Below are 23,085 nucleotides of genomic sequence, written 5' to 3' on the forward strand. Positions count from 1 at the left end.
AACAGCTTCTCCGCGCCCCGGTGCATGTAGCCGATGACCGGCTCCGCGGTGACGATGCGCTCGCCGTCGAGCACCAGCCGCAGCCGCAGGACGCCATGCGTCGCGGGGTGCTGCGGGCCGATGTTGAGCACCATGTCGGTGGTGCCCGCCTCGCCCGTGACGTTCTCGGCTCCCGCCCCGATGCCGACCGTGGTCTCCCTCATGGGGTGAGAGTCTGCCACCAAGTAGGTGCTGGTCCATCCACTCGCGCTCGGTGCGGCATGGTGAGACGGGTATCGGAGTTGTATTGCGTGAGCGATGCGTGAGCGGACGACGCGGCACGTGCCGGTTCGGGCGGGATCGTGGATCACGACACAGCTTCCTGACCTGCGGAAACGTCACCAAGTGATCGATGGCGGCAGCAGTCATCATGATCACTCTCGGGCTCGTAATGCGTAGGTCGCGGGTTCGAATCCCGCAGGCGGCTCCATGGTGAAACCCCAGGTCTGGCATCTGACCTGGGGTTTTTGCCGTTCCGTGACCTTGGAATGCCGGGACTATCGGGCGCGAAACCAACGCATGTCGGATGCGTGGATCGGCAGCCACTCTGCGTCGATGGCCCTCTCTTGGTCGCCTTCTAGCAAGTCGCTGACCTGCGGCTTGTCGCTGCATGTAGCTGCATTATCACTGGACTCTGATGCTGCAGTGCCCCAAAAAGTGCCCGAGGAGTGCCCGTGCGTCCCGAGGCATGTATCGAGGCCGGATCGGGAAGGCGCCGTTCCTTCACGAATCCGCCTGCACAGCGGTTGCGGGCAGTGACATTTTTAAAGCGGGGCTGGCGGCAGTCGCGCCTAACGTGGCCACCACTGAGCAGAGGGTGGCTCAGCGCCGCACAGTTGACCGGAGCGCCTGTGACAGGGCGGCTGCGCGCCGTCTGGCTCGATGGTGCGCCAGTCAGCGAGAAGGAGTGCGGGCGGTCCGCCTTGGAAGCGGTCGCAACCAGGCGTCGATGCCGTCCACGAGCGCGTCTTCCGTTTCCGAGGTTCCGTGCGAGTCGAGGCAGCGCCCCGCGCGGTCGGTGAGCCGCCGACCGTTCTCCGCCTCTGCCGTCAGGGCCTCGAAGGTCCGCAGCTGGACCTGTGGCGTCTGGTAAGGATCACCGAGCGCGAAGCGGTGTCCAGAGCCCCGGCCAGGGCGGCCACGTTCTTGCGGAGGGTGTCGACGTTGCGCTGTTGGAGGGCCGCGTTGTCTACGGCGGGCCGCACGAACGGGCTGTCGAGGAGGGATTCGAAGAGGGCCGAGCTGAAAATGCTCCTTGCGCAGGAGAGGGGCTCGGGACTGACGCTGTCGATCATGAAAGACAGGCTAAGCAGCACGTCAGGCGCCTATCGGCTCGGCGGCCGTGGCCGAGGGGGCGCTCGACTTCGCAGCGCGCGTAGGCCACGTCCGAGCTGCCTACGGGTAGTGTGCGATCGTTTCCGCCGTGACCAGCAAAGAGACTCTTGTCCATATCGCTCTGGCTGACGGCCGGCCGAGCGGCATCCGGAAGGCATACAGCGCAGAGCGCTCGTGCATCTGCATCGCCTTCGGGCGGGCGGACTACCCCAAGGCCCGCATGCGCGAGGAGCTGTCTCAAACTGGCGTCTACCTGGTGCAGGGGCCGGACCCCGACCACCCAGGCAAGCAGCGCGTCTACATGGGGCGCGGGCAGGTCCTAACGACGCGGCTCGACGATCACCAGCGGAAGAAGGACTTCTGGACCCAGGGCTTCGCGTTCACCACGGACAACAAGAACGGTCTGACCGAAGCTCATGTGGTACAGCTGGAGGCGCGGCTGATCCGTCAGGCGCGCGCAGCCGGCGTCGCGATCGTGGACAACGACGTGACGCCGAATCCGACGCCGCCTCGTGCCGAGGAGCAGTCCGTCCACGACCGGCTGTTCGAGGACGTGTTGCTGCTGATGGGTGTCCTGGGCGTGGTGTGTCTGGAGGAGCCCGCCACCTCGGTCGCTCCCGCCGATGCCGAGGGCGTGCAGTACCAGCTGAAGCCCAAGGGCACGTCATGCCGGGGCTTCGAGTGCTCTGACGGGTTCCTGGTACGCAAAGGAGCACTGGGCAGGATCGGCAAGGCGGAGAAGCTGTCGCCCGGTTACCGCTTGCGCCGACAGGAGCTTCTCGACGACCAGGTTCTGGTGGAGACGTCGGACAAGAAGCACCTGCGCTTGGCGCGCGATCACGTGTTCGGCAGCCCGTCCCAGGCAGCCAGCGTGATGGCGGGGGTGAACTTGAACGGCCGCGTGGCCTGGGTCGACGAGAGCGGGCAGACGCTCAAGGATCACCAAGTCGGCAGCACCCTGGTCCCGCCTTCGGCACCGTCGAGCGACCAGCCGACATTGTTCGAGGCGGGGCAGGCCATGTGACGCCGAGCGGCTTGGTGTCCGCCGACAGTCGGCCCGGCCCACCGCCGAGTTCAGTGAGCACCTCCCCTGCGGCGAGAGGACCCGCCGTCGGTGCTTTGCCGCGCCGCCTTGCCCTGGTCCAACTGCCGGTTCCCGGAGAGAGCCGGTACTCGATGTCAGTTTCCTTGGAGACTCTCATGCAGGGAGTGCATGGTGTGGATTACGAATCGATCGTCGTCGGTTCCCACAGCGAGAAAGTCGTCAAGGTCCGGCCAGTCGATGAGTTCGCTCAGCAGGGCTACGGAGCGCGTATCACCAACCATCAACGCCTCAGCGCAGGCGTGGCCGGCGTTGCGGAGAAGGTCGATGACGGAGTGGCGAAACAGGCGGGGACCCTCAGCTGATATCTTCCAGAAGCGAACCTCCTCGATGGCTTCACGCCACTTCGCCTGCCGGGCGAGAGCCTCGATCATGAAGCGTCGGGCTTCCCCTGCAGCCGGACCGACCAGTCCGTCGTCCAGAGCTTCCGGCAGCACCGCTCTGCTTCGGCATACTGACCCTGCTGGATCAGCTGATCCGCTTGTTCGATAGTCGTGTGGCTGATGGAGTAGGTGGACGGTTCGATTCTTCCCTCCAGGTCGGCGAAGGCGAGCGCCAGCGGTGCAAGCCGTGCTGCCTCAGCCTGCGGCAGATGCGCGTACTGGATTGCTATCCGCGAGTCGATGGCCAGCTTGAGAGCGGCCTTCGGGGCGTCGAACGCCCAGGCTCTGGCTTGCTGGAGTATGAACTCCAGGTGCTCTACCGCCTCCTGGAAGGTGGTCGTGAGGTTGGCCTTCAGGTCACCGCCTATTTCTTGGGCCTGGATATAGATCAGGGCCAGGGATTGTCGAGTCTGTACAAGCAGAACATTATTTGTGGGGTCGAGGCGCCCCAGGTGCTGGAGTTCGAGGTTGAATAGCGCCTCTGCGCGGAGTGCATCTCCCTGAGAGTGATGGGAGCCGGCGAGATTGCCGTACAGGTGGGCAACGCGCCGTTGGCGCCCAGCAGGCCGAGGACGCCGGGGCGCAGGGTCAGGGAGAAGGAGTCGACGGCGCGCCTGCCGCCGCCGTACTCCTTGGTCAGGTCGTGGATCCGGAGCTCCATGGCTCACCCCCGGTGCGTGCGGCCGGGTGCCGCACGCTTGGTCGTTGCACGCCGACCTCGCGATCGGCGTCTTTCCGACCGCCATGCTTCCGCCGCCCCACCCACCCGCACATCTGCCGTTCGGCAGATATCGGCGGAGTCGCGCGGGCTGCAACACGCCGAAAACGCCTGATGGGTGTGCCGATCGGCAGACCCATCAGGCGTTCACGCGGAGCCCCTACTCGTCGTCGAGCCCGCCGACGTCCTCGCTGCCGTCCGGCGTGCCGCTGATCGCGTACCCCTGCCGGCGCGCCTCGTAGCAGGCCACCGTCGCGGCGGCCGAGACGTTCAGCGAGCCGACCCGGCCCAGCTGCGGCACGAACACCACCTGGTCGCAGAGCGCCAGCGCCTCCGGCGTGATCCCGCGGTCCTCGTGGCCGAGGACGAAGGCCACCGCCGGCGTCAGCTCGGCCGCGAACATCGGCACCGCCTCGTCCGCCAGCTCCAGGCCGACCACCTTGAAGCCGTCCGCCTTCGCCGCCGCCACCGCCTCGGCGACGGTCGGGAAGTGCTCCACCTTCAGGTACTTGTCGGTCCCCATCGCGGCCTTCTGCGCGCCGGCCGAGCGCACCGACGGGGTGTCCCCGGTCAGGTACAGCTTCTCGGCGCCCATCGCCGCGCCCGTCCGCACGACCGAGCCGACGTTGAACGGGGACTGCAGGTTCTCCAGGATCAGCGCGAGCCGGAACTCGTTGCTGCGCCGCCACGAGCGGTGCAGACGCTTCAGTTCGGTCCCGCGGAGCTGCTTCACGACGTCGTACCTCGTCCACTCTCGGTGCCCTCGTCCGTCTCCGGACGGGGCCGCGCTTCCAGAATCCGGAACCCGTTGACCGACGCGATCCGGGAGGTCGGGTAGCCCTGCTCGGTCAGCCACTTCTGCAGCGAGTCCGAGCCCAGGTGCTTCTGGACGACCAGGAACGCCGAACCGTCGGGGGTCAGCCGGCCGAGCCAGTGGGTCAGCAGCCGGCGCAGCGCGGCCTTGCCGATCCGGATCGGCGGGTTCGAGTAGATCGTGGCGAACCGGAGGTCCTCGGGGACGTCGTCCGGCAGCGCGGCCTGGACGTTGCCCAGCCCCAGCGCCCCGGCGTTCAGCCGGACCAGCTCCAGCGCGCGCTCGTTGACGTCCACGGCCCAGACCGGGAGGCGCTTGCGCCGGGTCGCCCAGGTGAGCGCGATCGGGCCGTAGCCGCAGCCGACGTCCAGGATCGGGCCGCGCACGCGCGGCGGCGGCGCGTGCTCCAGCAGGATCCGGGTGCCGGGGTCGAGCCGGCTGCGCGAGAACACCCCGGCGTCGGTGGTCAGTTCGAGGGTGAGGTCCGGCAGGGAGACCGTGATCGGCCGGCGCTCGCTGGCGACCTCGGGTGCACCCGTGAAGTAGTGCGAGCCGGACATGTGGTTCCCCGTCGTTCGTGTGGGCCTCGGGGCCACCGGGTGGGTGTGGGTAAGCCCTGGTACGGCACCGATCGTACCCCCGGCGGCCCGTGGCGCGTTCTGGCCGGCCCCGGCGGTCAGGGGGCGCCGGGGATCAAGGGGGTGCCGGCGGTCAGGGGGTGCCGGGGGTCTTGTGGGTGGTCACGTTGATCCGGTTCCAGGTGTTGATCGTGAAGCAGACCGAGATCAGGTGCGCCAGCTCCTCGTCCTCGAAGTGGGCGGCGGCCCGAGCGTAGACGGCGTCCGAGACGCCGCCGCCGATCGCGGTGATCTCCTCGGCCAGCGCGAGGGCGGCGCGCTCGCGCTCGGAGTAGACGCCGGCCGGGGCGTCGTGCCACACCGGGAGGAGGTAGATCCGCTCGTCGCTCTCGCCGGCCTTGCGCGCGTCCCTGGCGTGCATGTCCAGGCAGTAGGCGCAGCCGTTGAGCTGCGACGTGCGCAGCTGCACCAGCTCGACCAGGGCCGGGTCGAGGCCCTCGCGGGCGGCGGCGTCCAGGGCGATCATCGCGCGGAACACCTTGGGGACGGTGCGCGCGTAGTCGAGGCGGGCGGGGGCTGCGGTGGTCTCGTTCGTCGTCATGACTACGACCCTATGGACGGAATGCACCATGGTGATGGGTCATTCGATCACTGGATTTACGGGTCAATTCAGGGCGCTGGGGCTGGTCGGGCAACACGCCGGAACCGGGCCGGCGCTTCGCGTCCGGGCGCCCGGCGGCGGATACTGCCAGTACCGCCCAGCAACGCCCAGCACCGTCGCCCAGAACCGCGCAGCGATCGCGCAGCAACCGCCATCCGGGCCCCGTGGGAGCCTCCGAACAGCGAGGACGGACGCTATGCCGCAGAATCACGAGGACTACCTGATCGACGAGGCCGTCGAGACCGTCGAACCCGACGACGAGGCGCCCGAGGGCGACGAGTACGACGAGGTGGCCGAACGCCGGGCCCTCGGCGCCGACCCCGCCACCGACCTCGCGGACGCCGCCGAGCAGAGCCGCGTGGTCCAGCTCGACGAGGACGAGTACCGGGAGTAGACGAGTACCGGGAGGTAGGGGCCGGGCCGCAGGAGGCTCACAGGGCGCGGCGCCGCTGCAGCCACGCGAACGCCGCCCAGCCCGGCAGGACCGGCAGGATCAGCGTCAGGCACCGGTAGAGCACGACGGCCGCCACCGCACCGCCCTGTTCCATCGACGCCACGGACTGGAGCAGGGCCCCCAGAGCCCCGTCCATCACGCCCGCCCCGCCCGGAGTCGGCGCCGCGTTGCCGACCGGGCTGCCGACGAGGAACACCACCGCGACCGCCGCGAACGACGGCTCCCGGCCCACCGCCCGGGCACAGCAGTACAGGCAGGCCGTCAGGCACATCGACACCAGCAGCTGCCCGGTCACCCCGACCGCCAGCCGTCCCGGGTTGCGCAGCAGCTCCAGCAGCCGCGGCAGCACCTCCGCCGTCAGCGGCCGCAGCCGGGCCGCCAGCCACCGCCTGGCCGGCGGCACCGCCGACACCGCGGCCAGCAGCACCGCCGCCCCCGCGAGGGCCCCGGCGACGGCGGGCAGAGCGTCCAGCTCCGAGCCGCCCGGCTCCTGGCCGAGCAGGTAGACGAACGCCCCCAGCTGGAGCAGGTGGAGCACCAGGCCGATCAGCTGCCCGACCCCGACGCTGGAGAGCGCCTGCGGGGTCGGGATGCCGGCCTGCTGCAGCAACCGGGTGTTCAGCGCGACGCCGCCGACGCCGCCCGGCGACACCAGCTTCACGAACGACCCGGCGACCTGCGCGAACACGGCGTTGCGGAAGTCCAGCCGCTCCGGCACGAAGCCGACGAACCCCATCGCCGCGGTGACGTGGCTCGTCGCGGCGGCGAGGACGGCCAGCAGCAGCCAGAACGGATCGGCGTCGGCCACGGCGGCGATCGGGTTCTGCTCCGCCGCGAACAGCTGCGGGATCAGCAGCCACCCGGCCACCACCCCGCCCGCCACCGCGAGCAGCGTCCGGGGCCGCAACCGCTCCAGCTTCACCGGCCGGACTGCTGCCTGCGGCCGGAGCCGCAGCACCTCGGCTCGGATCTCGTCCAGCAGGTCGGGTGCTTTGCCGCCGGTGGCGGGTTGGGTGGGGGCCGTTCCGCTGGTGGCGGGGTGGGGGCTCGGTGGTGGGGCGGGGTTAGAGCTGTCGGCCGGCGGCTGGGTGGGGGCGGTGGCACTCCCACTGGTGGCAGGTGGGGTGGGGGTTGTGGTGGCGGGGTGGTGGGGCGTCGTGAGGGCGGGGGCCTGGCTGCCTTCGGCGGTCCGGGGCTCGCTGGGGCTGCCTTCGTCGCCGTCGGCAGGGCGGGGGGCCGGTATCTCGGTGGGGATGGTCGGGGGCGTGCTGGTGCCGCCCACGGGTGTGTCGGCCGCCGCCGGGGTGCGCTTCAGGGAGTGGCGGGTCGTCGGGGCCAGGGCTATCGGCTGGAGGAGCGGGAGGGAGGCCGCGACGGGGTCGGGGCCGAGGGCGGCGATGGCGGTGCGGACGGAGCGGGCCGGGCCGGCGCGCAGGGCGAGGGTGGTGAGGAGCTGGGCGATGTCGCTGCGCAGGACGAGTTCGCTCGCCGCGATGTCGCCGTCCGCGAAGTCGACCAGGTGCACCGCGCCGGCCGGGTCGATCACGAGGGCGGACGGGACGAGGGCCCGGTGGGCGATCTCGCGGCGCTGGAGGAGGGCGAGCTGGTGCCAGGCGTCGGTGAGGAGGTCGTCGGTGATCTCGTCGTCGGCGAGTTCGTCGAGGGTGCGGCCCTCCAGGTGCTCGTACGCGATGAGGGCGGTGTCCTGGCCGAGGCCGGCGGTGGCGGCGATCCGGCGGGTGCGCACGCCGGCGGCGACGGCCGCGTACGAGACCAGGGCTTCGTGCTCCAGGCCGGTGCGCGGGGAGCGCAGGGCGCGCGGGTGGGGGGCGGTGCGCAGCCGCAGGCGGCGCCAGGCGCGGCGCAGGGCGGCGGCGGTGACGTCCTGGCGGTCGAGCACCTGGACGTCGAGGTCGGGGCGGCCGTCGGTCTGTCGGACGAGGTGGCGGTAGGGCCCGGCGGGGTGGACGGCGGTGGGCCGCAGGCCGCTCTCGCGCAGGCTGCGGAGGATCTCGGCGGGCCGGGGTCGCGGGTCCGGGGTGCCGACGGCGTAGAGGACGCCGTGGGCGGCACTCCAGCCGATGAGCAGGCCGAGGACGGGTGCGGTGGGGGTGGCGTAGCCGGCGGCGAGTCCGGCGAGGCCGGAGAGGGCGAGGACGGTCCAGGGCAGGCGCCGTTCGCGGCTGCCGGAGGCGGTCAGGAAGGCGAGGGCGGGGGCGAGGTAGCCGTACACGGGCTCGGTGTGGCCGGGGTGGCCGCCGGGCAGTGCCTGGGTGAGGGAGGCGAGCAGGGAGGCCGGGGCGAGGGCGTCGGCCCACATGCCGACGGCGAGGGTGGCGCCGTAGGCGAGGACGGCGGCGAGCAGGCCGTCGGAGACCTGCTGGAGGGCGCGGCGCCGGTCGGGGCCGAGGAGGCGGCGGACGGCGAGGCCGACCGGCAGGAGCAGGACGGCGGCGGTGGTGAGGCCGCCGGCGAGGCTCGCCAGCGGGCGCGGCACCAGCTCGGTGGCGTCGGCGATGTCGGCGGCCATGCCGCCGGTGGTGGCGCGCGCGTAGTCGGCGAGCAGGAGCGTGAGGGCGGTGCCGAGGAGGCCGGTGAGCAGCCGGACCAGGGCGACCGGCTGCCGTATTCGGCCGGTGTCGAGCGCCCGGGCCGGGCCGCGTCCCTCTTCCCGGGGCTGCTGCCCCGGGACGGGCCCGGGCGCAGCGCCCGTCCCGGCGCCGTCGGCCTCCGCGCCGCCGCTGTCGCCGTCCGTTCTCCCCGTCACGATTGCCACGGGGGGCATGCTCCCATGCCCCTATGAGGGGATGCCGTGACGTGATGAAGCGGGCCGCCCCTGCCCGCCGGCGCTCACGCCTGCCGGGTCGGCAGCGCGACAAGGTGGCGCAGGTTGACGTGCCGGGGGCGGCTGACGGTGTAGGCGACGAGGTCGGCGATGTCGTCCGCGCTGAGCGCCGGGATCGCCTCGAACATCCCGCCGAGCTGCTCGCGCAGGGCCGGGTTGTCGATGTGCCCGCCGAGTTCGGTGTCGGTGAGGCCGGGTTCGACGGCGCTGACCCGGACGTCGCGGGGGCCGAGTTCGGTGCGCAGCGCGGCGGACAGCTGGGTGAGGCCGGCCTTGGTGGCGCCGTAGACCGCGTAGTTGGGGAAGACGACGTGGGAGGCGATGGAGGAGACGTTGACGAGGTCGGCGGTGCGGCCGTCGGCGGCGGCCGCGACGAGGTCGGGGGTGAAGGCGCGGACGATCCGCAGGGCGCCGGTCAGGTTGGTGTCGATCATGCGGGCCCACTCGTCGATCCGGCCGTCGTCGAGCGGGTTGGGCAGCATCACCCCGGCGTTGTTGACCACCAGGTCGACCGGGCCGAAGGCGTCGTGGACGGCCCCGGTGGCGGCGTCGACGGAGGCCTGGTCGGTGATGTCGGCGGTGACGGCGACGGCCTGGCCGCCGGCCGCGGCGATCTCGGCGGCCAGTTCCTCCAGCCGGTCGGTGCGGCGGGCGAGCAGGGCGACCCGGGCACTGCCGGCGGCGAGCAGACGGGCGGTGGCGGCGCCCATGCCGCTGGCGGCTCCGGTGACGACGGCGGTGCGGGTGGCGAGAGCGGGGTAGCTCATCGGGAGGCTCCCAGGGTGGGTCGGTCGGGCTGACGGCGACCACTCTGCGGCGGCGGCGCACGGCTACCCAGAGCTGCGCCTTTCCTGGGAACCGCGGACCCGGGAACCGCGGACCCGGGAAACGCGGACCTGGGAACTCCCTTCCTGGGAACGGCAGTACCACCCTTGCGCGCCGTCCCCAGGGCTACGCTGCCGGGCATGGAGAACAGCCTGGGGGACTTCCTCCGTTCGCGCCGGTCCCGGATCCAGCCCGAGGAGGTGGGCCTGCCCGGGCACGGCCGCCGCCGGGTGCCGGGGCTGCGCCGGGAGGAGGTGGCGCAGCTCGCGGGCGTCAGCGTGGACTACTACGTCCGGCTGGAGCAGGGCCGGGGCGGCAGTGCCTCGGACGCGGTGCTGGACGCGGTGGCGCGGGTGCTGCGCCTGGACGACGTGGAGGCGGCGCACCTGCGGTCGCTGGCCCGTCCGCCGAAGCCGTCCGCCGCCGCGTCCTCCGCCCGTGGGCGGCAGCAGGTGCGCGCGGGCACCCGGCTGCTGCTGGACATGATGGCGGGGGTGCCGGCGTTCGTCCTGGGGCGCCGGATGGAGGTCCTCGCGTGGAACGGCCTGGCGGACGCGGTGCACGGGTACTCGTCCCGTCCGGGGGGTGGTGACCCCAACGCCGCCCGGCAGGTGTTCCTGGACCCCGCGGCCCGCGAGTTCTACGTGCAGTGGGAGGCGGTGGCCGCGGAGACCGTCGCGTACCTGCGGCGGGACGCCGGGCTGCACCCGGAGGACGCGAGGCTGAGCGCGCTGGTGGGCGAACTGTCCGTGCGCAGCGAGGAGTTCCGCCGCCTGTGGGCCGATCACCAGGTCCGCGAGAAGACGCACGGGGTGAAGCTGATCCGGCACCCGCTGGTCGGCGAACTCGACTTCGGCTACGAGACGCTGGGCGTGAACGGATCGCCGGAGCAGCTGCTGGTCGCGTTCACGGCGCCGGCCGGTTCGCCGACCGCGCAGAAGCTCGCGCTGCTGGCGAGCTGGACGGCGGACGGGAGTCCGGCGCGCGTGGAGTGATCCGCTGCTCCGCGCCCCGGCGTGGACTGTCTCCGCGCCCCGGTCCGGGCGTGTCTTCGCGCCCTGCCCCGGGCGGCCGTCACTACCCTGCGGGCATGACCGCCGCCTGCGAAGACCTCGCCATGGCCCCCCGGACCATCCGGCCGGCCCCGCCCGCCGACGGCTGCGCCGACTGCCTGGCCGAGGGCCGCCGGGACTGGGTGCACCTGCGGATCTGCCTGGACTGCGGACACGTCGGCTGCTGCGACTTCTCGCCGCAGCGGCACGCCGCCGCGCACTTCCACGCCTCCTCGCACCCGGTGATCCGCTCGTACGAGCCGGGGGAGGACTGGCGCTGGTGCTTCGTCCACGAGGTCATGGGCTGAGCGGGCCCGGCCGCCCCACCTCGAAGCCCCGCGGTTTCCCGGTGGCATGCGGCCCCAACCCGGATAAAATCCGGACATAGCGCTCATCCCACACCACGAAGCGCAGCGCCCGCGCGGCCACCGGCCGACGTCCGTCGCCGTCGGTGACCGCCGAAGGGAGGCCGACGATGACCAAGCGAACACTTGCCAGCACCGCCAAGCTCCGCCAGGGCACCCAGGACCTGCTGGAACGCCGCGGCATGGCCAGCAGCCCTCAGCAGTCCATGCCACGCGTGCGCACCGGCGGCACGTCGGCCGGGTCCGCCGGGTACGCCGCGGGCGACCCGTTCCGGCACGGCGGGCGCGACGCGGGGACGGCGGCGGCGCACGCCGCTCCGGCGATGCACGCCGAGCTCAAGGGCCACCGGCACCGCGGCGCGGAGAAGCACTCCGCGCACTGAGCGGCGCCTCGGCGGCAGGGGTGGACGTCCTGGCAGGGCGTCCGCCCCTTCCTTGACGCACGCTCAAGACTCCGATTTGGACGGTCGGTACGCGCCCGGTCCGCTGTCGTACCCCTGCGGTACGGTCGTTCCGTCGGCCGAAGCGCGGCCGGGCCACGGGGGCGCACGATGACGGACGTGATCACGGAGGAGCCGGTCGAGCTCCAGCTGGAGCGGTACCGGACCGAACTCACCGGCTACTGCTACCGGATGCTCGGCTCGGTCTTCGAGGCCGAGGACGCGGTGCAGGAGACGATGGTCCGCGCCTGGCGCGGCCACCGGAACTTCGAGGGCCGGTCGGCGCTGCGCTCCTGGCTGTACCGGATCGCCACCAACGTCTGCCTGGACGCGCTGAACGGCCGCAACAACCGGGCCCGCCCGATGGATCTCGCCGGCCCGGTGACGGTCGCCACCGCGAGCGACGCCCAGCTGCCCGAGGTGACGTGGATCGGCCCCGCGCCGGACGGCCGGGTGTTGCCCGAGACGGGTGACCCGGCCGACGTCGCCGCGCAGCGCGAGTCGGTGAAGCTGGCCTTCGTCGCGGTGCTCCAGCGCCTCGCGCCGCGCCAGCGGGCGGTGCTGATCCTGCGTGAGGTGCTCGGCTGGCGGGCCGCCGAGGTGGCCGAACTGCTCGGCGTCACGGTGGCCTCGGTCAACAGCGCGCTCCAGCGGGCCCGCGCGGTGCTCGCCGGCGAGGGGGCGTCCGCCCGTCCGGCGCCGGCCCTGGACGACGACCACCGCGCGCTGCTGGACCGCTATGTCAGCGCCTTCGAGGCCTACGACATGGCGGGCCTCGCCGCGCTGCTGCACGAGGACGTCACGCTCAACATGCCGCCGTTCGCGATGTGGCTGCGCGGCAAGGACGAGCTCCGGGCGTGGATGCTCGGCCCCGGCTCCGGCTGCCGCGGCTCGCGGCTGCTCCCGGTGACGGCCAACGGCGGCCCGGCCTTCGCGCAGTACCGGCCGAGTCCGGCGGGCGGGCACGAGCCGTGGGCGCTGATCGTGCCCGAGGTGTCAGGGGGTCGGATCACCGCGCTCACCAACTTCCTCGATACGGACGTGCTCTTCCCGCTGTTCGGCCTCCCGGCCCGGCTGGAGGCCGAATAGCGGCGCGGGCATCGTGTGACCGGGCGCAGCGGGGCCGGACGCCACGGGCAGGACGTCCGCCAGCCCGCTGAACGCGAGCAGTTCCCGCAGTCGGCCGCTCGCGTTCAGCAGCAGCAAGCCCACGCCGTGCCGGGCGGCGGCGAGCCGCAGTCGGGCGAGGGCGTCGACGACGGCCAGATCGGGGGCGGTGAGCGCGGCGAGGTCGCAGGTGAGCGTCCGGGCGGCGGTGTCAGTAGCGGTGGCGGTGGTGGTTCGCTTGGTCTCCATGCGAGTTGGACCGCTGCGGCGGCCCCGACTCATCGGTCCGTCTCCAACGCACGCCCGCCGGTCGCAGTGGCAGAGTAGGGGCCGCAGAGACCACCGTTGCCGCAGCCACCACTGTCCGGCACCGTGCCGAGGAGGACCGCAGTGTCGGCTGAGCCCTTGATGTCCCGTGAGGAGTGGCTGGCGTCCCTGCCGCGGATATACGCGGCGGCCGGCTGCCTGTTGAGGGACGAGTCCGGGCGGATCCTGATCGTGAAGGCCGGGTACCGCGAGCACTGGCAGTTCCCGGGCGGCACGATCGACCTCGGCGAGGGGCCCGCCGAGTGCGCGGCGCGGGAGTTGGAGGAGGAGACCGGCATCGTCAAGGCCGCCGGCGACCTGCTGGCCATCTCCTGGACCCACCCCTCGGCCGAACTCGACCACCCGGCCGAGCACTTGCTCTTCGACTTCGGCACCGTCCCGGACGGCACCCCCGTGACCGTCCCGGCCGGTGAGCTCGACGACCACCGCTGGGTGCCCGACGAGGAGGCGCTCGTGCTGCTCGGCCCGGCCCGCTCGGCGCGGCTGCGCGCCGCGCTGGAGGCGGCCGTCGACGGGCGGGTGCGGATCGTCACCACGCACGTCTCGGGGTTCTGAGGGACAGGCGTGGTGTGGGCCCCGGGACGGTCGACCGTCCCGGGGCCCGGCCGTGGTTCAGGGCTGCCTCGGGTCCTCGCTCCGGGCGGCGACGATGGCGGCGAGGGCCTCCGTGACGAACGTCTCCGTCTCGGCCTTGTCGACGTTCAGGTCGGCGAGCACGCCCGTGCCGTTCGCCTGCTCCAGCAGGGCGAGCAGGACGTGTTCGGTGCCGACGTAGTTGTGCCCGAGCTTGAGCGCCTCGCGGAAGGTCAGCTCCAGCACCTTCTTGGCCTGCGCGTCGAACGGGATCAGCGCGGGCACTTCGGCGGCCGGGGCCGGCAGGGCGGCGGTCGCGGCGGTCCGGAGGGCCTCCGCGCTGACGCCCTGGGCGGTGAGCGCCTTGGCGCCGATGCCCTCGGGTTCGGCGATCAGGCCGAGCAGCAGGTGCTCGGTGGTGATCTCGGCGTTGCCGGAGTTCCTGGCCTCCTCCTGGGAGACCACGACGACGTGCCGGGCCCGGTCGGTGAAGCGGGCGAAGCCCTGGCTGGGGTCGAGGTCGTTCGGGGTGGCGGGATCCTTGGGGACGAAGCGCTTCTGGGCGGCCTGCTTGCTCACGCCCATGCTCCGGCCGATGTCGGTCCAGGACGCGCCGGAGCGGCGGGCCTGGTCCACGAAGTGGCCGATCAGGTGATCGGCGAGTTCGCCCAGGTGGTCGGCGGCGATGACCGCGTCGGACAGCTGGTCGAGCGCGTCGGTGTGGACCTTCTTGATCGCGGTGATCAGGTCGTCGAGGCGCAGCGGAGTCGTGCTGGGAACAACGGGATTCTCCATGCGTCAACCGTAGGTTGTCGATGCCTCATCGTCAACTGATAGTTGACGATACTGCCGGGTAGGCTTCGCGGGGTCGGGTGACGGGATGGAGTGAAGGTGTCGGAATTGGCTGCTGACCTGCGGATCCTCGCCCTGCCCGAGGCCGAGGTGCCCGCCGAACTCAAGCTGCGGGTGGCCGAGTTGCAGGACCTCGCGTGGCCGGGCCCGCCCGGTCCGTCCGCCGCGCCCGTGCACGATCCGGCCCTGCGCCCGCTCTCCATGCTCCTGCTGGACGGTCCACGGGTGCTGGCCGCGCTGGACGTGCTCTCCAAGGAGCTCGTCCACGCCGGGCGGACGTACGCGGCGAGCGGCCTGTCCACCGTGGTCACCGACCCGGCCTGCCGGGGTCTCGGGCACGGGCGGCGGCTGGTCGCGGCGGCCCGCGCCACCGTCCGGGAGCGTGGCGCGGACCTCGGGCTGTTCACCTGCGACCGCGGACTGCGGGGCTTCTACGAGAGTGCGGGCTGGGAGCCGCTGCCGGGCGCGGTCCTGGTCGGGGGCACGGCGGAGGATCCGTTCCCCAGCGACCAGGACGGCTTCGACAAGGTGACGATGGCGGCCTTCTTCACCGCGCACGCCGAGCGCCACCGGGCGGACTTCCCGCACAGCCGGATCGCCCTCCACCCGGGGACGGTCGACCGGCTCTGGTGAACGCGGGCTCGGAGGGGCGGCGGCCGGGCGGGTGCTCAGGCGCGGCCAGGCGGCGGCCGGACGGTCAGGCCGCGGCCAGGCGGCGGCCGGGAAGTCAGGCCGCGGCCAGGCGGCGGCCGGGAAGTCAGGCCACGGGCAGCAGCCGGGCCCGGACGGCGGCGACGTCGGCCGGCGTGACCCCGGCGGCGAGCAGGTAGCCGGCCGGCTCGAAGCCGTCCAGCGCGTCGGCCAGGGCGGCCTCGACGGTGGTGCCGGCCTCGGCGAGCACCGCGTCGATCCGGCGGTACTGGTCCGGCAGGCCCAGCATCCCGTACAGCGGGCGGACGTTGGGGCCGCTGAGCAGGTAGTCCTCGGCTATCGCGGCCGGGCGGACGCCGGCCAGGGCGAGCAGGAGGAGGGCGGCGAGGCCGGTGCGGTCGCGGCCGGCGCCGCAGTGGACGACCACGCCGCCGGGCCGGGCGCTGGCCACGGCGGTGACCAGCCGGGCGGCGGCGTGCGGGCAGTGGTCGAGGTAGGGGCGGAGCGCGAGCGGGGTGCCGTCCAGCCGTCCGTACGTCTCCCACCAGGCGGGGCCGGCGAGTTCGTCCAGCGGGACGCGGATCAGCTCGACGCCCTCGGGGCGGGGGAGGAGCGGCTTGTGCTCCTCGGCGTTGCGCAGGTCGACGACGGTGCGGACGCCGTGGTCGAGGAGGGCGTCCCAGCCCTCGGCGGTGAGGCGGTCGAGGTTGTCGGCCCGGACGATCGCGCCGCGGGCAGTCGGGCGGCCGGAGACGGTGGGCAGTCCGCCCAGGTCGCGGACGTTGAGGCAGCCGTCCCAGACGAGGGTGCGGTCCTCGGTGGCGGTCGGCGCGTACGTCCCGTTCATGGGTGTCCCCGTTTCCTCGTCAGGGGGCCCGTTACCCCCTCGTTATGAACGACTATCGAGAGATCCGGATGGTTCCCCGCTGTTCGACCGGTGGGAACCCGCTGTTCGGAAGGGGGGCCGGTCGGGTGGGGGTCAGGCGGCGGTCGGGGCGTCGGCCTCGGCGCTGACCAGCTTCTCCATCGGCTCGGCGGCGGTCTGGCCGAGCATCGAGCCGGCCACGATCGCGCCGATCAGGAAGACGGTGGACAGCCAGGCCATGGTCGAGACGGGGAGGGTGAAGGCGCCGACCACGCGGGCGGTGCACTCGGCCAGCAGCGCGGTGCCCCAGATCGCCGAGAACAGGCGCTCGTAGCGGTGGAAGGAGCGCGAGGCGGCCGCCCGGCCCTCGACCAGCCGCTGCCAGGCGGCGGCGCGGGCGTGGTTGCCCTTGGTCAGGAAGGGCATCAGCACCGGGGTCATCACCGGCTTGCCGACGAGGGCGGAGACCAGGATCGCCAGCGCGACGCTGCCGCTGAGCAGGCCGTCCTTGGCGATCATCATCCGGGCGTCGCCGGTGACGAAGGTGAGCGCCAGGCCGGCCAGGTTGACCGCCAGCATCAGCGCGGCCCAGAGGTTGAGCGTGCGCTCGCGCAGCAGGCCGAAGACCGTCCGGCCGGCCGGGACGGCGCTGCTCCAGGCCAGGGCGGCGAACTCGCTCATCCCGAGGGCCGAGTGGAGCAGGTAGTAGCCGGCCAGCGGGGCGGCGACGTCCAGGAGGAGCGGGCGGAACGCGGAGCCCAGCGGGTTCGGCTGCTTCTCCGCGGCGGCCGGGGCGGTCGCGGCCGGGGCGACGATGGCCGGGGCGAGGGTGGCCTCGGTGGCGGCGGCGCTGAGGGTCTGGCTCATGGTGGGTTCCCCCCCGCTGGTGGCCGCGGACCGGCGCCCGCGTCGTGCCTCCAGTCTTCCGGCGCGACCCTCCGTCAGATCAGTGCCGTCCGTTGCCGGATCCGTATGACAGACGTCATGGTGCGCGTCATGACAGCGCCTTCGCCGGGGCGTCGAGAAGGGCCGGTGACCTGCGGCTTCACACCTGCGGTTTCACGCCTCGGCCGCGGTGAACGTCCACAGCTCGCGGCCCAGCGTGTCCGCACACCGCACGCCGTGGAAGCGGTCGTCCCCGGCGGAGAGGAAGCCGAGCGCGGTGCCCTCCAGCACGGCCCGGGCGGCGGCGTCGGCGCGGGTCCAGGCGCCGGTCAGGACGAGCACCCCGGCGACGAGCTCGGCGCGCTGGATCCGGGGCACCGCGGCGGTCAGCAGCGCGGCGTTGACGTCGTCCAGGTCGGCGGGGGAGAGGTACGCCTCGGCGGTGCCGGTGCGGTCCCGCTCGGCGCGGCGGCGCAGCTCCGGCAGGCCGTAGTGGCGCACGGCGGCGACCGCGTCGTCCAGCGCCACCCGCCAGCGCGGTCCCGGCAGCACCTCCCACCAGACGTCCTCGCCGACCGGCAGCACCTCGCCGATCCGGGCCCGCCAGGTCTCGACGCCGTGGACGGCCCGCGGGTCGGGCCGGTGCCCGGGCAGGCCGGCGGCGGCCCAGTCGGCCCGGCGGACCAGGCTGAGGCCGAAGGTGAAGCGGACCCGGTCGGCGGCGGGCCGCTCGACCACGCCGAGCAGCAGCCAGTGCGTGTCGTCGGGGAGGCTGAAGGTGCGGCGCCACCCGACGAGGCCCAGGGCGCGCAGGGCGGGCGCGAGGTGGTCGCGCAGGCCCTCCGCGTGGAGCTCGCGGGCGCTGCTGGTCATGGGGGTCCTTCCGGGCGGCCCCGGGCAGAGGCGCGGGCGGGGGCATACGGGGGCGGGCGTCGGCGTCGGCGCGGGCGGGACATGCGGGGGCGGGCGGGGGCATGCGGAGGCCGGCGGCAGCGTCGGCGCGGGCCGCTGGGGTGGGGCGGGCGGTGGCGTCGGCGTGACGGACGGCACGCCACGGACGGGGGCGGCGATCACGGCGCGGACGCGGGCCCGGATGATTCGCCCACGGACAACGTAGGCCGGACGGCCCTGCCGGGGCCGCGGGCGAAGGACGGGAGTCCGCGGGACCTTGGGCCCGGGGCGGGCCGGTCCAAGGTCCGGCCCGTCCGCGTCGCCCGGATGGCGCATGATGTGGCGGGTGCAGAGTGCAGAGCGCCCCGGAGCGGGCACCGGCAGCCCCGTAGGCCGGTCCGGACCAGTACCACCAGCCGCCCCGCCACCGGGCCCGGCCCACGCTCCAATGGAACTGACCGAGGCGGTGCGGGCCGCGCAGGGCGGCGACGAGGAGGCGTTCCGGCTCCTCTTCCGGACGGTCCAGCCGGGCCTCCTGCGCTACCTGCGGGTCCTCGTCGGCGGACGGCCCGAGGACGCGCAGGACGCCGAGGACATCGCCTCCGAGGCCTGGCTGCAGATCGCCCGCGACCTGAGCGGCTTCTCCGGCGACGGCGACGGTTTCCGCGGCTGGGCCGCCACCATCGCCCGCAACCGGGCACTGGACCACCTGCGGGCCCGGCGCCGCCGCCCGGTCGCGGACCTGCCCTTCGAGTACCTGGCCGAGCTGTCCGCCGGGGACGACACGGCGGGCGCCGCGCTCGCCCGGGTCGGCACCGGCGACGCCCTCGCGCTGATCTCCCGGCTGCCGCGCGACCAGGCCGAGGCGGTCCTGCTGCGCGTGGTGATGGAGCTGGACGCGGAGAGCGCCGCGCAGGTGCTCGGCAAGCGGGCCGGCACCGTCCGGATGGCCGCCCACCGGGGGCTGCGGCGGCTGGCCAAGCTGCTGGAGCAGTCCTTCGGGCCGGGCGCGGGGCCGGGATCCGACCGCGGGATCCCGGCCGCGCGGACCGCCGGGGAGGAGCCGGGGACGCCCTCGGGGAGGGCCGACGGAAGAGCCGCTGGAAGGGCCGCCGAAAAGGCCGCCGAAAGGGCCGCGAAAAAAAATTCTCCGCAGGGTGTGACAGAACGCCGGGCCGCGACGCTGAAGGACATGAGATGAGCACCAACCGATCCCGTCGGATCGACCGTGACACTGCCGAGCAGCTGCTCGGCGGTGCCGTGGGCGGCCCGTCGGCCGGGCAGGACGCCTCGCTCACCGGACCGGACGGCGACGCCGCCGGGCAGCTCGCCCGGGTACTCGCCGCGGCCGCCGCCCCGGCGACGGCCGCCGAGCTGACCGGGGAGGAGGCCGCCCTGACCGCGTTCCGGGAGGCCCGTCTCGCGCCCGCACCCGTAGTGACGACCGCACCCGCCCGGAGACGATCGATGGCAACCGCCGCCCTTGCCAGGGCCTTCAGCACGAAGGCCGCTGCCGCCGTGCTGGGTGCCACGGCGCTGTGCGGGGTCGCGGTCGCCGCCGGCACCGGGAACCTGCCGTCGCCCCTCAGCCACGACAGCGGGCCCGAGCACACCCTCGCGAGCGGCGGCGCCACCAGCGTGCTGCCCACGTCCCCGCACGTGCCGGGCAGCGCGACGCCCGGCGGCCCGACCAGGCCGTCCAACGGCCCGTCCGCCGGCGGCTCCGGCGGCGGTGGCCAGGGCCTCGGGCCGTCGGCGTCCCCGCCGCCCGGCACCCCCTCCGCGCCGGGTCGCTTCACGGAGCCCGTCCCGCCCGCGATGCTCGCCCTCTGCCACGTCTTCGGTGACCGGGCGGACAAGGGCGAGCACCCGAGCCAGCTGGTCCTGGACCCGGTGTTCGGTCCGCTGGTCGACAAGGCGGGCGGCCCGGACAAGGTGGAGGACTACTGCGACGAGGCGCTCGGCCGGGCGGGCGACGACGCCCACCGCAGCGCCTCCCCGCAGCCGACGCGCCCGGGCTCCGGCACCGGCAGCACGGGCGGGTCCGGGACCAGCGGCAACGCCAACGGCTCCGGAAGCTCGGGCGGCAGCGGCGCCGACGGCGGCAAGGGCAACGGCACGGACGGAGGCAAGAGCACCGGCGGGTCCGGCAGCACGGGCGGGTCCGGCGGCACCGGCGGCGGGAACACCACCAACGGCGGCGGCCCCAAACCCGGCCGGACCGGGACGAACCTCCCGGCACCGCCCACGCTGCCCGACGTCCGCCCGAGCGGGCAGGACCGGCCGACCACCGCGAGGTGACCCACAGAACTCCGGGTGGGTGGCGGGCGAATCCCCCCGGGCCCGCCGCCCATCCGGACAGCAGGACCGCACGACCGCACGACCGCACGACCGCAGTACCGAAGGACCGCAGTAACGGCACCACCGCACCACCGCACCACCGCAGGACCTGCGGCACCGCGACACCCGCGGCGCCGCGGCGACCACCCGAGACCCCGGGTGGCCGGTCGGCTCCCCCGTGCCCACCGTCCACCCGGCCGGCCCCCGGCCGGACCGGCAGGCGCTCTCCCCGGACGCGCCGCCGGCCCGGCCGGCCCGGAAACGTGTGGCCCGCCCGCCCGCAGTCCGGGCGGGCCACACACACCCCGAACGGGCGGTCGGGGATCCGCTGCCCGGTTCCCCGGCCGCCTCCCCCTCCCCGAGGCGGGAGGTCCGGTACTGGGGCGGTTCCGCCTGGGTGCCGGGCACCAGCCGGCCCGCCCCGGCGGAGGGCCAGGTGCTGGAGCCGCCGCGCTTCGCGTCGCGGCGGCCGGGGGCGGGCGTCGGTGCCCCGGCGGGGGTGCGGGCCGTACCGCCGCCGGCGCCGGCCCGGGAGCCGGAGCCCGACCCGCCGGAGAGCGGGCGCACCTCCGGGGACACCGGGCCGGTGTACCTGGACCAGACGGAGGGCGGGGCGTCGTTCGTCGTCGGGCCCCGGATGGAGCCGGTCGGCGGGCCGGTGTTCCTGGCTGCGGAGGAGTCCGCGCACGAGGGTACGGGGGTGGGAGAGCCGTCGGACGCGTCCGGGTGGCAGGCCGATCCGCGGGCGCAGCGGGGTCTGATGGAGACGGGCGGGTCGCCGCGCTGGGTCTCGTGGGGGGTGCTTCCGGAGGCGCCCGTGGTGGAGGAGGGGCGCGCGGACGAGGGGCGCACTCCGGTTGATGAGGAGGCGGCGGTCGATGCCGGCCCGGTGGCGGTCGGCGCGTCCAGCGGCCCTGCGGCGGCGCTCGTCTCGGTCGTCCCGACCGCTGCGGCTGCTCCGAACGCTGCGGTTGCTCCGGCTGTTCCGCTTGCTCCGGCGGCCTCGGTGGCGGTGCGGGCGCCGGAGCGCACGACGATCGCCGAGCCGGTCTCCGTCGCCGGGGAGCAGCCCGAGCAGCAGCCCGAGGAGTTGGCCGACGAGCCGGCCGAGGCCATCCCCACTCCGCCCGTCCGGCCGCAGCGGCAGGCCCCCGTGCGCCGCCGCCCCGCCCCCGCCCCGCCCGCCGGGCTCGGCCGGCGGCTCGCCGCGCGCGCCGTCGACACCGTCGTCCTCGCGGTCGTCGCCACCGCGGCCGGCATTCCGCTCGGCAACTCGGTGTCCGACCACATCCAGCAGAAGCTCGACCAGGCCCGGATGGCCAGCGCCCTCACCCGCCGCGAGGTCCAGGTGTGGCTGGTGGACGACGTCGTGGTCGGCAAGATCGCCGTCCTGCTCGGCATCCTGCTCTTCGTCAGCCTGCTCTACGAGGTGCTGCCGACCGCCCGCACCGGCCAGACCTTCGGCAAGCGGATCGCCGGGATCCGGGTGGCCGACGCCACCGCCTCCCCGAGCGCGGCCGTCCGCACCCGGCCGAGCCTCGGCCGTTCACTGCTGCGGTGGGCCGTCAGGCAGCTGTCCTTCCCCCTTCTCCCCGTCGCCCTGCTGTGGCCGCTGCTCGACCGGTCGGGCCGGCGCGGCTGGCACGACCGGGCGGCGCGCACCCGGGTCGTCCGGGACTGAGCGGCGGGGCCGGGCCCGGCCCCGGCCGGCAAAACGGACTGAATATCCCAAACCCTGAGAATGTGTGATGTTCTACTCGGGGCATGAGCACCCACGACCCCTCAGGCCCGCAGCCGGAGGGGGGCGGCAAGCCCTCCTTCGACAAGCAGTCCCCGCAGCCGGGCGGCGGCACGCCGGAAGGCCGGCCGTCGGAACCGAACGGAACCCCGCCGCCCGCCGACGCCCCCCAGGACCGCCCCGGCGCCTACGGCGGCACGTACGGCGGCCCGACCCCGGGCGCGCCCGGCCCCGGTCGGACCCCGTACGACCCGTATGGTGGGTCGCCCTACGGCCAGGCCCCGCCCGGCTACGACCCCAACGCCTACGGTGCCCCCGGCGGCGGGCCCGTGCCCGGGATGCCGCCCATCGGCAGCTGGCCCAACCGGATCCTCGCCCGGATCATCGACTACCTGCTCGTCCAGGTGGTCGGCATCCTCCTCGTGCTGCCCTTCGCGAGCCTGGGCGACCGCTCCGGCGAGAGCGGCGCGTTCTGGCTCGCCTGCGCCCTCTACCTCGTCTACGAGGGCCTCATGCTCGGCCGGGACGGCCAGACCCTCGGCAAGAAGGCGATGAAGGTCCGCGTGGCCATGCTCGTCGACGGCAACTCGCCCACCCAGTCCGCCGCCTGGACCCGCGCCGCCGTCTACATCCTGCCCGCCGTGCTCTGCTGCGCCGTCCTGTGGTGGATCATCGACGGGCTCTTCGGCGTCTTCGACAAGCCCTACCGCCAGTGCATCCACGACAAGGCCGCGAAGACCGTGGTGGTCTCCACGGCCTGACCGGTGGAGCGGCGGCGCCCGAGCGGGACGCCCGGCGGCGGATCAGCGCTGCCGGGCGTACTCGTGTCCGGCCGGAGCCGGCACCCGGGCCGCCCGCCCCGACCGGGACGAGGACGGCAGCGGCAGCAGCGCCACCAACGTGCCGAGCGCCAGGGCGAATCCCACCAGCACCGCGACCTCCAGGACGCCCGTGGCGCCCGAGACGGCCAACAGTGCCACGGTGGAGGCGACGACGGTGAACGTACCGAGGAACAGCTGGGCAGTGGACGGACGCGACATGGCGGGGTCCTTCGCACGTCGGGGGAAACGGCGGTCGGGGGGCTGGGCGGGGTGGTGCCGGTTGCCAGGAGTCCTACCCGGCACAGGAGTTCGGTAAGTCCAGGCTAAGCCCAATACCAGTGACTTAAGGATCTCTGCTGGTAGGCTACCTGTCCAGGAGGTGCCTGGATGCCACGCCCTGGACAGGTCAAGTCGGCAACGGACG

Annotated in this window: 26 protein-coding genes and 1 pseudogene; 13 read left to right on the forward strand and 14 right to left on the reverse strand. The window is 73.8% G+C overall.

The annotated features are described in order from the left end of the window. Both AB0O00_RS09980 and AB0O00_RS09985 read right to left on the reverse strand, forming a co-directional pair. Positions 1–203 (reverse strand): annotated as a pseudogene (locus tag AB0O00_RS09980) (NADH-quinone oxidoreductase subunit D); the annotation flags it as partial. A gap of 885 nt (positions 204–1,088) precedes the next feature. Then, positions 1,089–1,334 carry a hypothetical protein gene (locus tag AB0O00_RS09985; RefSeq protein ID WP_363650014.1) on the reverse strand — a complete coding sequence of 82 codons (246 nt, stop codon included), beginning with the start codon at positions 1,332–1,334 and terminating at the stop codon, positions 1,089–1,091. Between the two features lie 128 nt (positions 1,335–1,462). Between AB0O00_RS09985 and AB0O00_RS09990 the strand changes: the two genes are divergently transcribed. Beyond that, a complete protein-coding gene (locus tag AB0O00_RS09990; RefSeq protein ID WP_363650016.1) occupies positions 1,463–2,398 on the forward strand; it encodes a GIY-YIG nuclease family protein in 936 nt (311 codons plus the stop codon). A 155-nt stretch (positions 2,399–2,553) separates the two neighbouring features. On the opposite strand, the gene AB0O00_RS09995 is transcribed toward AB0O00_RS09990, so the two are convergent. Then, a complete protein-coding gene (locus AB0O00_RS09995; RefSeq protein WP_363650018.1) occupies positions 2,554–2,850 on the reverse strand; it encodes a hypothetical protein in 297 nt (98 codons plus the stop codon). Positions 2,851–3,068: 218 nt separating this feature from the next. Here AB0O00_RS09995 and AB0O00_RS10000 point away from each other — a divergent pair, with 218 nt between their 5' ends. After that, the gene (locus AB0O00_RS10000; RefSeq protein ID WP_363650020.1) at positions 3,069–3,335 is read left to right on the forward strand and encodes a hypothetical protein; all 267 of its coding nucleotides are present in this window, start codon (positions 3,069–3,071) and stop codon (positions 3,333–3,335) included. Between the two features lie 402 nt (positions 3,336–3,737). On the opposite strand, the gene AB0O00_RS10005 is transcribed toward AB0O00_RS10000, so the two are convergent. The 3 genes from AB0O00_RS10005 to AB0O00_RS10015 form a co-directional block, all read right to left on the reverse strand. Further along, complete coding sequence (locus AB0O00_RS10005; protein WP_363650021.1) at positions 3,738–4,310, reverse strand: TrmH family RNA methyltransferase; 573 nt, start codon at positions 4,308–4,310, stop codon at positions 3,738–3,740. After that, positions 4,307–4,951 (reverse strand): methyltransferase, encoded by a 645-nt coding sequence (locus AB0O00_RS10010; RefSeq protein WP_363650023.1) that lies wholly within the window; start codon positions 4,949–4,951, stop codon positions 4,307–4,309. The genes AB0O00_RS10005 and AB0O00_RS10010 overlap by 4 nt, the downstream gene beginning before the upstream one ends. 151 nt (positions 4,952–5,102) lie before the next feature. Continuing rightward, positions 5,103–5,570, reverse strand: coding sequence for a carboxymuconolactone decarboxylase family protein (locus AB0O00_RS10015; protein ID WP_363650025.1), 468 nt, complete (start codon positions 5,568–5,570; stop codon positions 5,103–5,105). Positions 5,571–5,826: 256 nt separating this feature from the next. Between AB0O00_RS10015 and AB0O00_RS10020 the strand changes: the two genes are divergently transcribed. Continuing rightward, positions 5,827–6,024: a hypothetical protein gene (locus AB0O00_RS10020; RefSeq protein ID WP_363650026.1), complete on the forward strand. Its 198-nt coding sequence runs from the start codon at positions 5,827–5,829 to the stop codon at positions 6,022–6,024. Positions 6,025–6,061: 37 nt separating this feature from the next. Here the strand turns inward: AB0O00_RS10020 and AB0O00_RS10025 are convergent, their stop codons facing one another. Continuing rightward, complete coding sequence (locus AB0O00_RS10025; RefSeq protein ID WP_363650028.1) at positions 6,062–8,860, reverse strand: lysylphosphatidylglycerol synthase domain-containing protein; 2,799 nt, start codon at positions 8,858–8,860, stop codon at positions 6,062–6,064. A gap of 74 nt (positions 8,861–8,934) precedes the next feature. Then, the gene (locus AB0O00_RS10030) at positions 8,935–9,696 is read right to left on the reverse strand and encodes an SDR family oxidoreductase (RefSeq protein ID WP_363650029.1); all 762 of its coding nucleotides are present in this window, start codon (positions 9,694–9,696) and stop codon (positions 8,935–8,937) included. Positions 9,697–9,894: 198 nt separating this feature from the next. Between AB0O00_RS10030 and AB0O00_RS10035 the strand changes: the two genes are divergently transcribed. The 4 genes from AB0O00_RS10035 (at position 9,895) to AB0O00_RS10050 (ending at position 12,700) form a co-directional block, all read left to right on the forward strand. Next, a complete protein-coding gene (locus AB0O00_RS10035) occupies positions 9,895–10,749 on the forward strand; it encodes a helix-turn-helix transcriptional regulator (RefSeq protein WP_363650031.1) in 855 nt (284 codons plus the stop codon). 95 nt (positions 10,750–10,844) lie between these two features. Beyond that, positions 10,845–11,114, forward strand: a complete 270-nt coding sequence (locus tag AB0O00_RS10040) for a UBP-type zinc finger domain-containing protein (protein ID WP_363650033.1) — start codon at positions 10,845–10,847, stop codon at positions 11,112–11,114. Positions 11,115–11,281: 167 nt separating this feature from the next. Continuing rightward, complete coding sequence (locus AB0O00_RS10045) at positions 11,282–11,554, forward strand: hypothetical protein (protein ID WP_363650035.1); 273 nt, start codon at positions 11,282–11,284, stop codon at positions 11,552–11,554. A 168-nt stretch (positions 11,555–11,722) separates the two neighbouring features. After that, positions 11,723–12,700 carry a sigma-70 family RNA polymerase sigma factor gene (locus tag AB0O00_RS10050; RefSeq protein WP_363650037.1) on the forward strand — a complete coding sequence of 326 codons (978 nt, stop codon included), beginning with the start codon at positions 11,723–11,725 and terminating at the stop codon, positions 12,698–12,700. Here the strand turns inward: AB0O00_RS10050 and AB0O00_RS10055 are convergent. Further along, positions 12,608–12,967, reverse strand: coding sequence for an STAS domain-containing protein (locus tag AB0O00_RS10055; RefSeq protein ID WP_363650039.1), 360 nt, complete (start codon positions 12,965–12,967; stop codon positions 12,608–12,610). The genes AB0O00_RS10050 and AB0O00_RS10055 overlap by 93 nt on opposite strands. 141 nt (positions 12,968–13,108) lie before the next feature. Between AB0O00_RS10055 and AB0O00_RS10060 the strand changes: the two genes are divergently transcribed. Further along, the gene (locus tag AB0O00_RS10060) at positions 13,109–13,600 is read left to right on the forward strand and encodes an NUDIX hydrolase (RefSeq protein ID WP_363650041.1); all 492 of its coding nucleotides are present in this window, start codon (positions 13,109–13,111) and stop codon (positions 13,598–13,600) included. 57 nt (positions 13,601–13,657) lie between these two features. Here AB0O00_RS10060 and AB0O00_RS10065 read toward each other — a convergent pair whose 3' ends face one another. After that, entirely contained in the window at positions 13,658–14,413 is a 756-nt protein-coding gene (locus AB0O00_RS10065) for a Clp protease N-terminal domain-containing protein (protein WP_363650042.1), read from the reverse strand. Positions 14,414–14,518: 105 nt separating this feature from the next. Between AB0O00_RS10065 and AB0O00_RS10070 the strand changes: the two genes are divergently transcribed. Further along, the gene (locus tag AB0O00_RS10070) at positions 14,519–15,103 is read left to right on the forward strand and encodes a GNAT family N-acetyltransferase (RefSeq protein WP_363650044.1); all 585 of its coding nucleotides are present in this window, start codon (positions 14,519–14,521) and stop codon (positions 15,101–15,103) included. Between the two features lie 124 nt (positions 15,104–15,227). Here AB0O00_RS10070 and AB0O00_RS10075 read toward each other — a convergent pair whose 3' ends face one another. From AB0O00_RS10075 to AB0O00_RS10085, 3 genes are all read right to left on the reverse strand, one after another. Continuing rightward, entirely contained in the window at positions 15,228–15,968 is a 741-nt protein-coding gene (locus AB0O00_RS10075; RefSeq protein WP_363650046.1) for a tyrosine-protein phosphatase, read from the reverse strand. A gap of 132 nt (positions 15,969–16,100) precedes the next feature. Beyond that, positions 16,101–16,853, reverse strand: coding sequence for a VC0807 family protein (locus tag AB0O00_RS10080; RefSeq protein ID WP_363650048.1), 753 nt, complete (start codon positions 16,851–16,853; stop codon positions 16,101–16,103). Between the two features lie 192 nt (positions 16,854–17,045). Continuing rightward, positions 17,046–17,744, reverse strand: coding sequence for a hypothetical protein (locus AB0O00_RS10085; protein ID WP_363650050.1), 699 nt, complete (start codon positions 17,742–17,744; stop codon positions 17,046–17,048). A 466-nt stretch (positions 17,745–18,210) separates the two neighbouring features. Here AB0O00_RS10085 and AB0O00_RS10090 point away from each other — a divergent pair, with 466 nt between their 5' ends. The 4 genes from AB0O00_RS10090 (at position 18,211) to AB0O00_RS10105 (ending at position 22,601) form a co-directional block, all read left to right on the forward strand. After that, on the forward strand, positions 18,211–18,963 hold the full coding sequence (locus AB0O00_RS10090) for an RNA polymerase sigma factor (RefSeq protein ID WP_363650052.1): 753 nt from the start codon (positions 18,211–18,213) through the stop codon (positions 18,961–18,963). Continuing rightward, positions 18,960–20,063, forward strand: a complete 1,104-nt coding sequence (locus tag AB0O00_RS10095; protein WP_363650053.1) for a hypothetical protein — start codon at positions 18,960–18,962, stop codon at positions 20,061–20,063. Before AB0O00_RS10090 ends, AB0O00_RS10095 begins: the two co-directional genes overlap by 4 nt. A 436-nt stretch (positions 20,064–20,499) precedes the next feature. Then, complete coding sequence (locus AB0O00_RS10100) at positions 20,500–21,783, forward strand: RDD family protein (protein ID WP_363650055.1); 1,284 nt, start codon at positions 20,500–20,502, stop codon at positions 21,781–21,783. An 83-nt stretch (positions 21,784–21,866) separates the two neighbouring features. Next, entirely contained in the window at positions 21,867–22,601 is a 735-nt protein-coding gene (locus AB0O00_RS10105; protein WP_363650057.1) for an RDD family protein, read from the forward strand. A gap of 42 nt (positions 22,602–22,643) precedes the next feature. Here AB0O00_RS10105 and AB0O00_RS10110 read toward each other — a convergent pair whose 3' ends face one another. After that, positions 22,644–22,880 carry a hypothetical protein gene (locus AB0O00_RS10110; RefSeq protein ID WP_363650059.1) on the reverse strand — a complete coding sequence of 79 codons (237 nt, stop codon included), beginning with the start codon at positions 22,878–22,880 and terminating at the stop codon, positions 22,644–22,646. Between the last annotated feature and the right edge of the window lie 205 nt (positions 22,881–23,085).

It is taken from the genome of Kitasatospora sp. NPDC093558, assembly GCF_040683475.1.
Lineage (GTDB): Bacteria > Actinomycetota > Actinomycetes > Streptomycetales > Streptomycetaceae > Kitasatospora.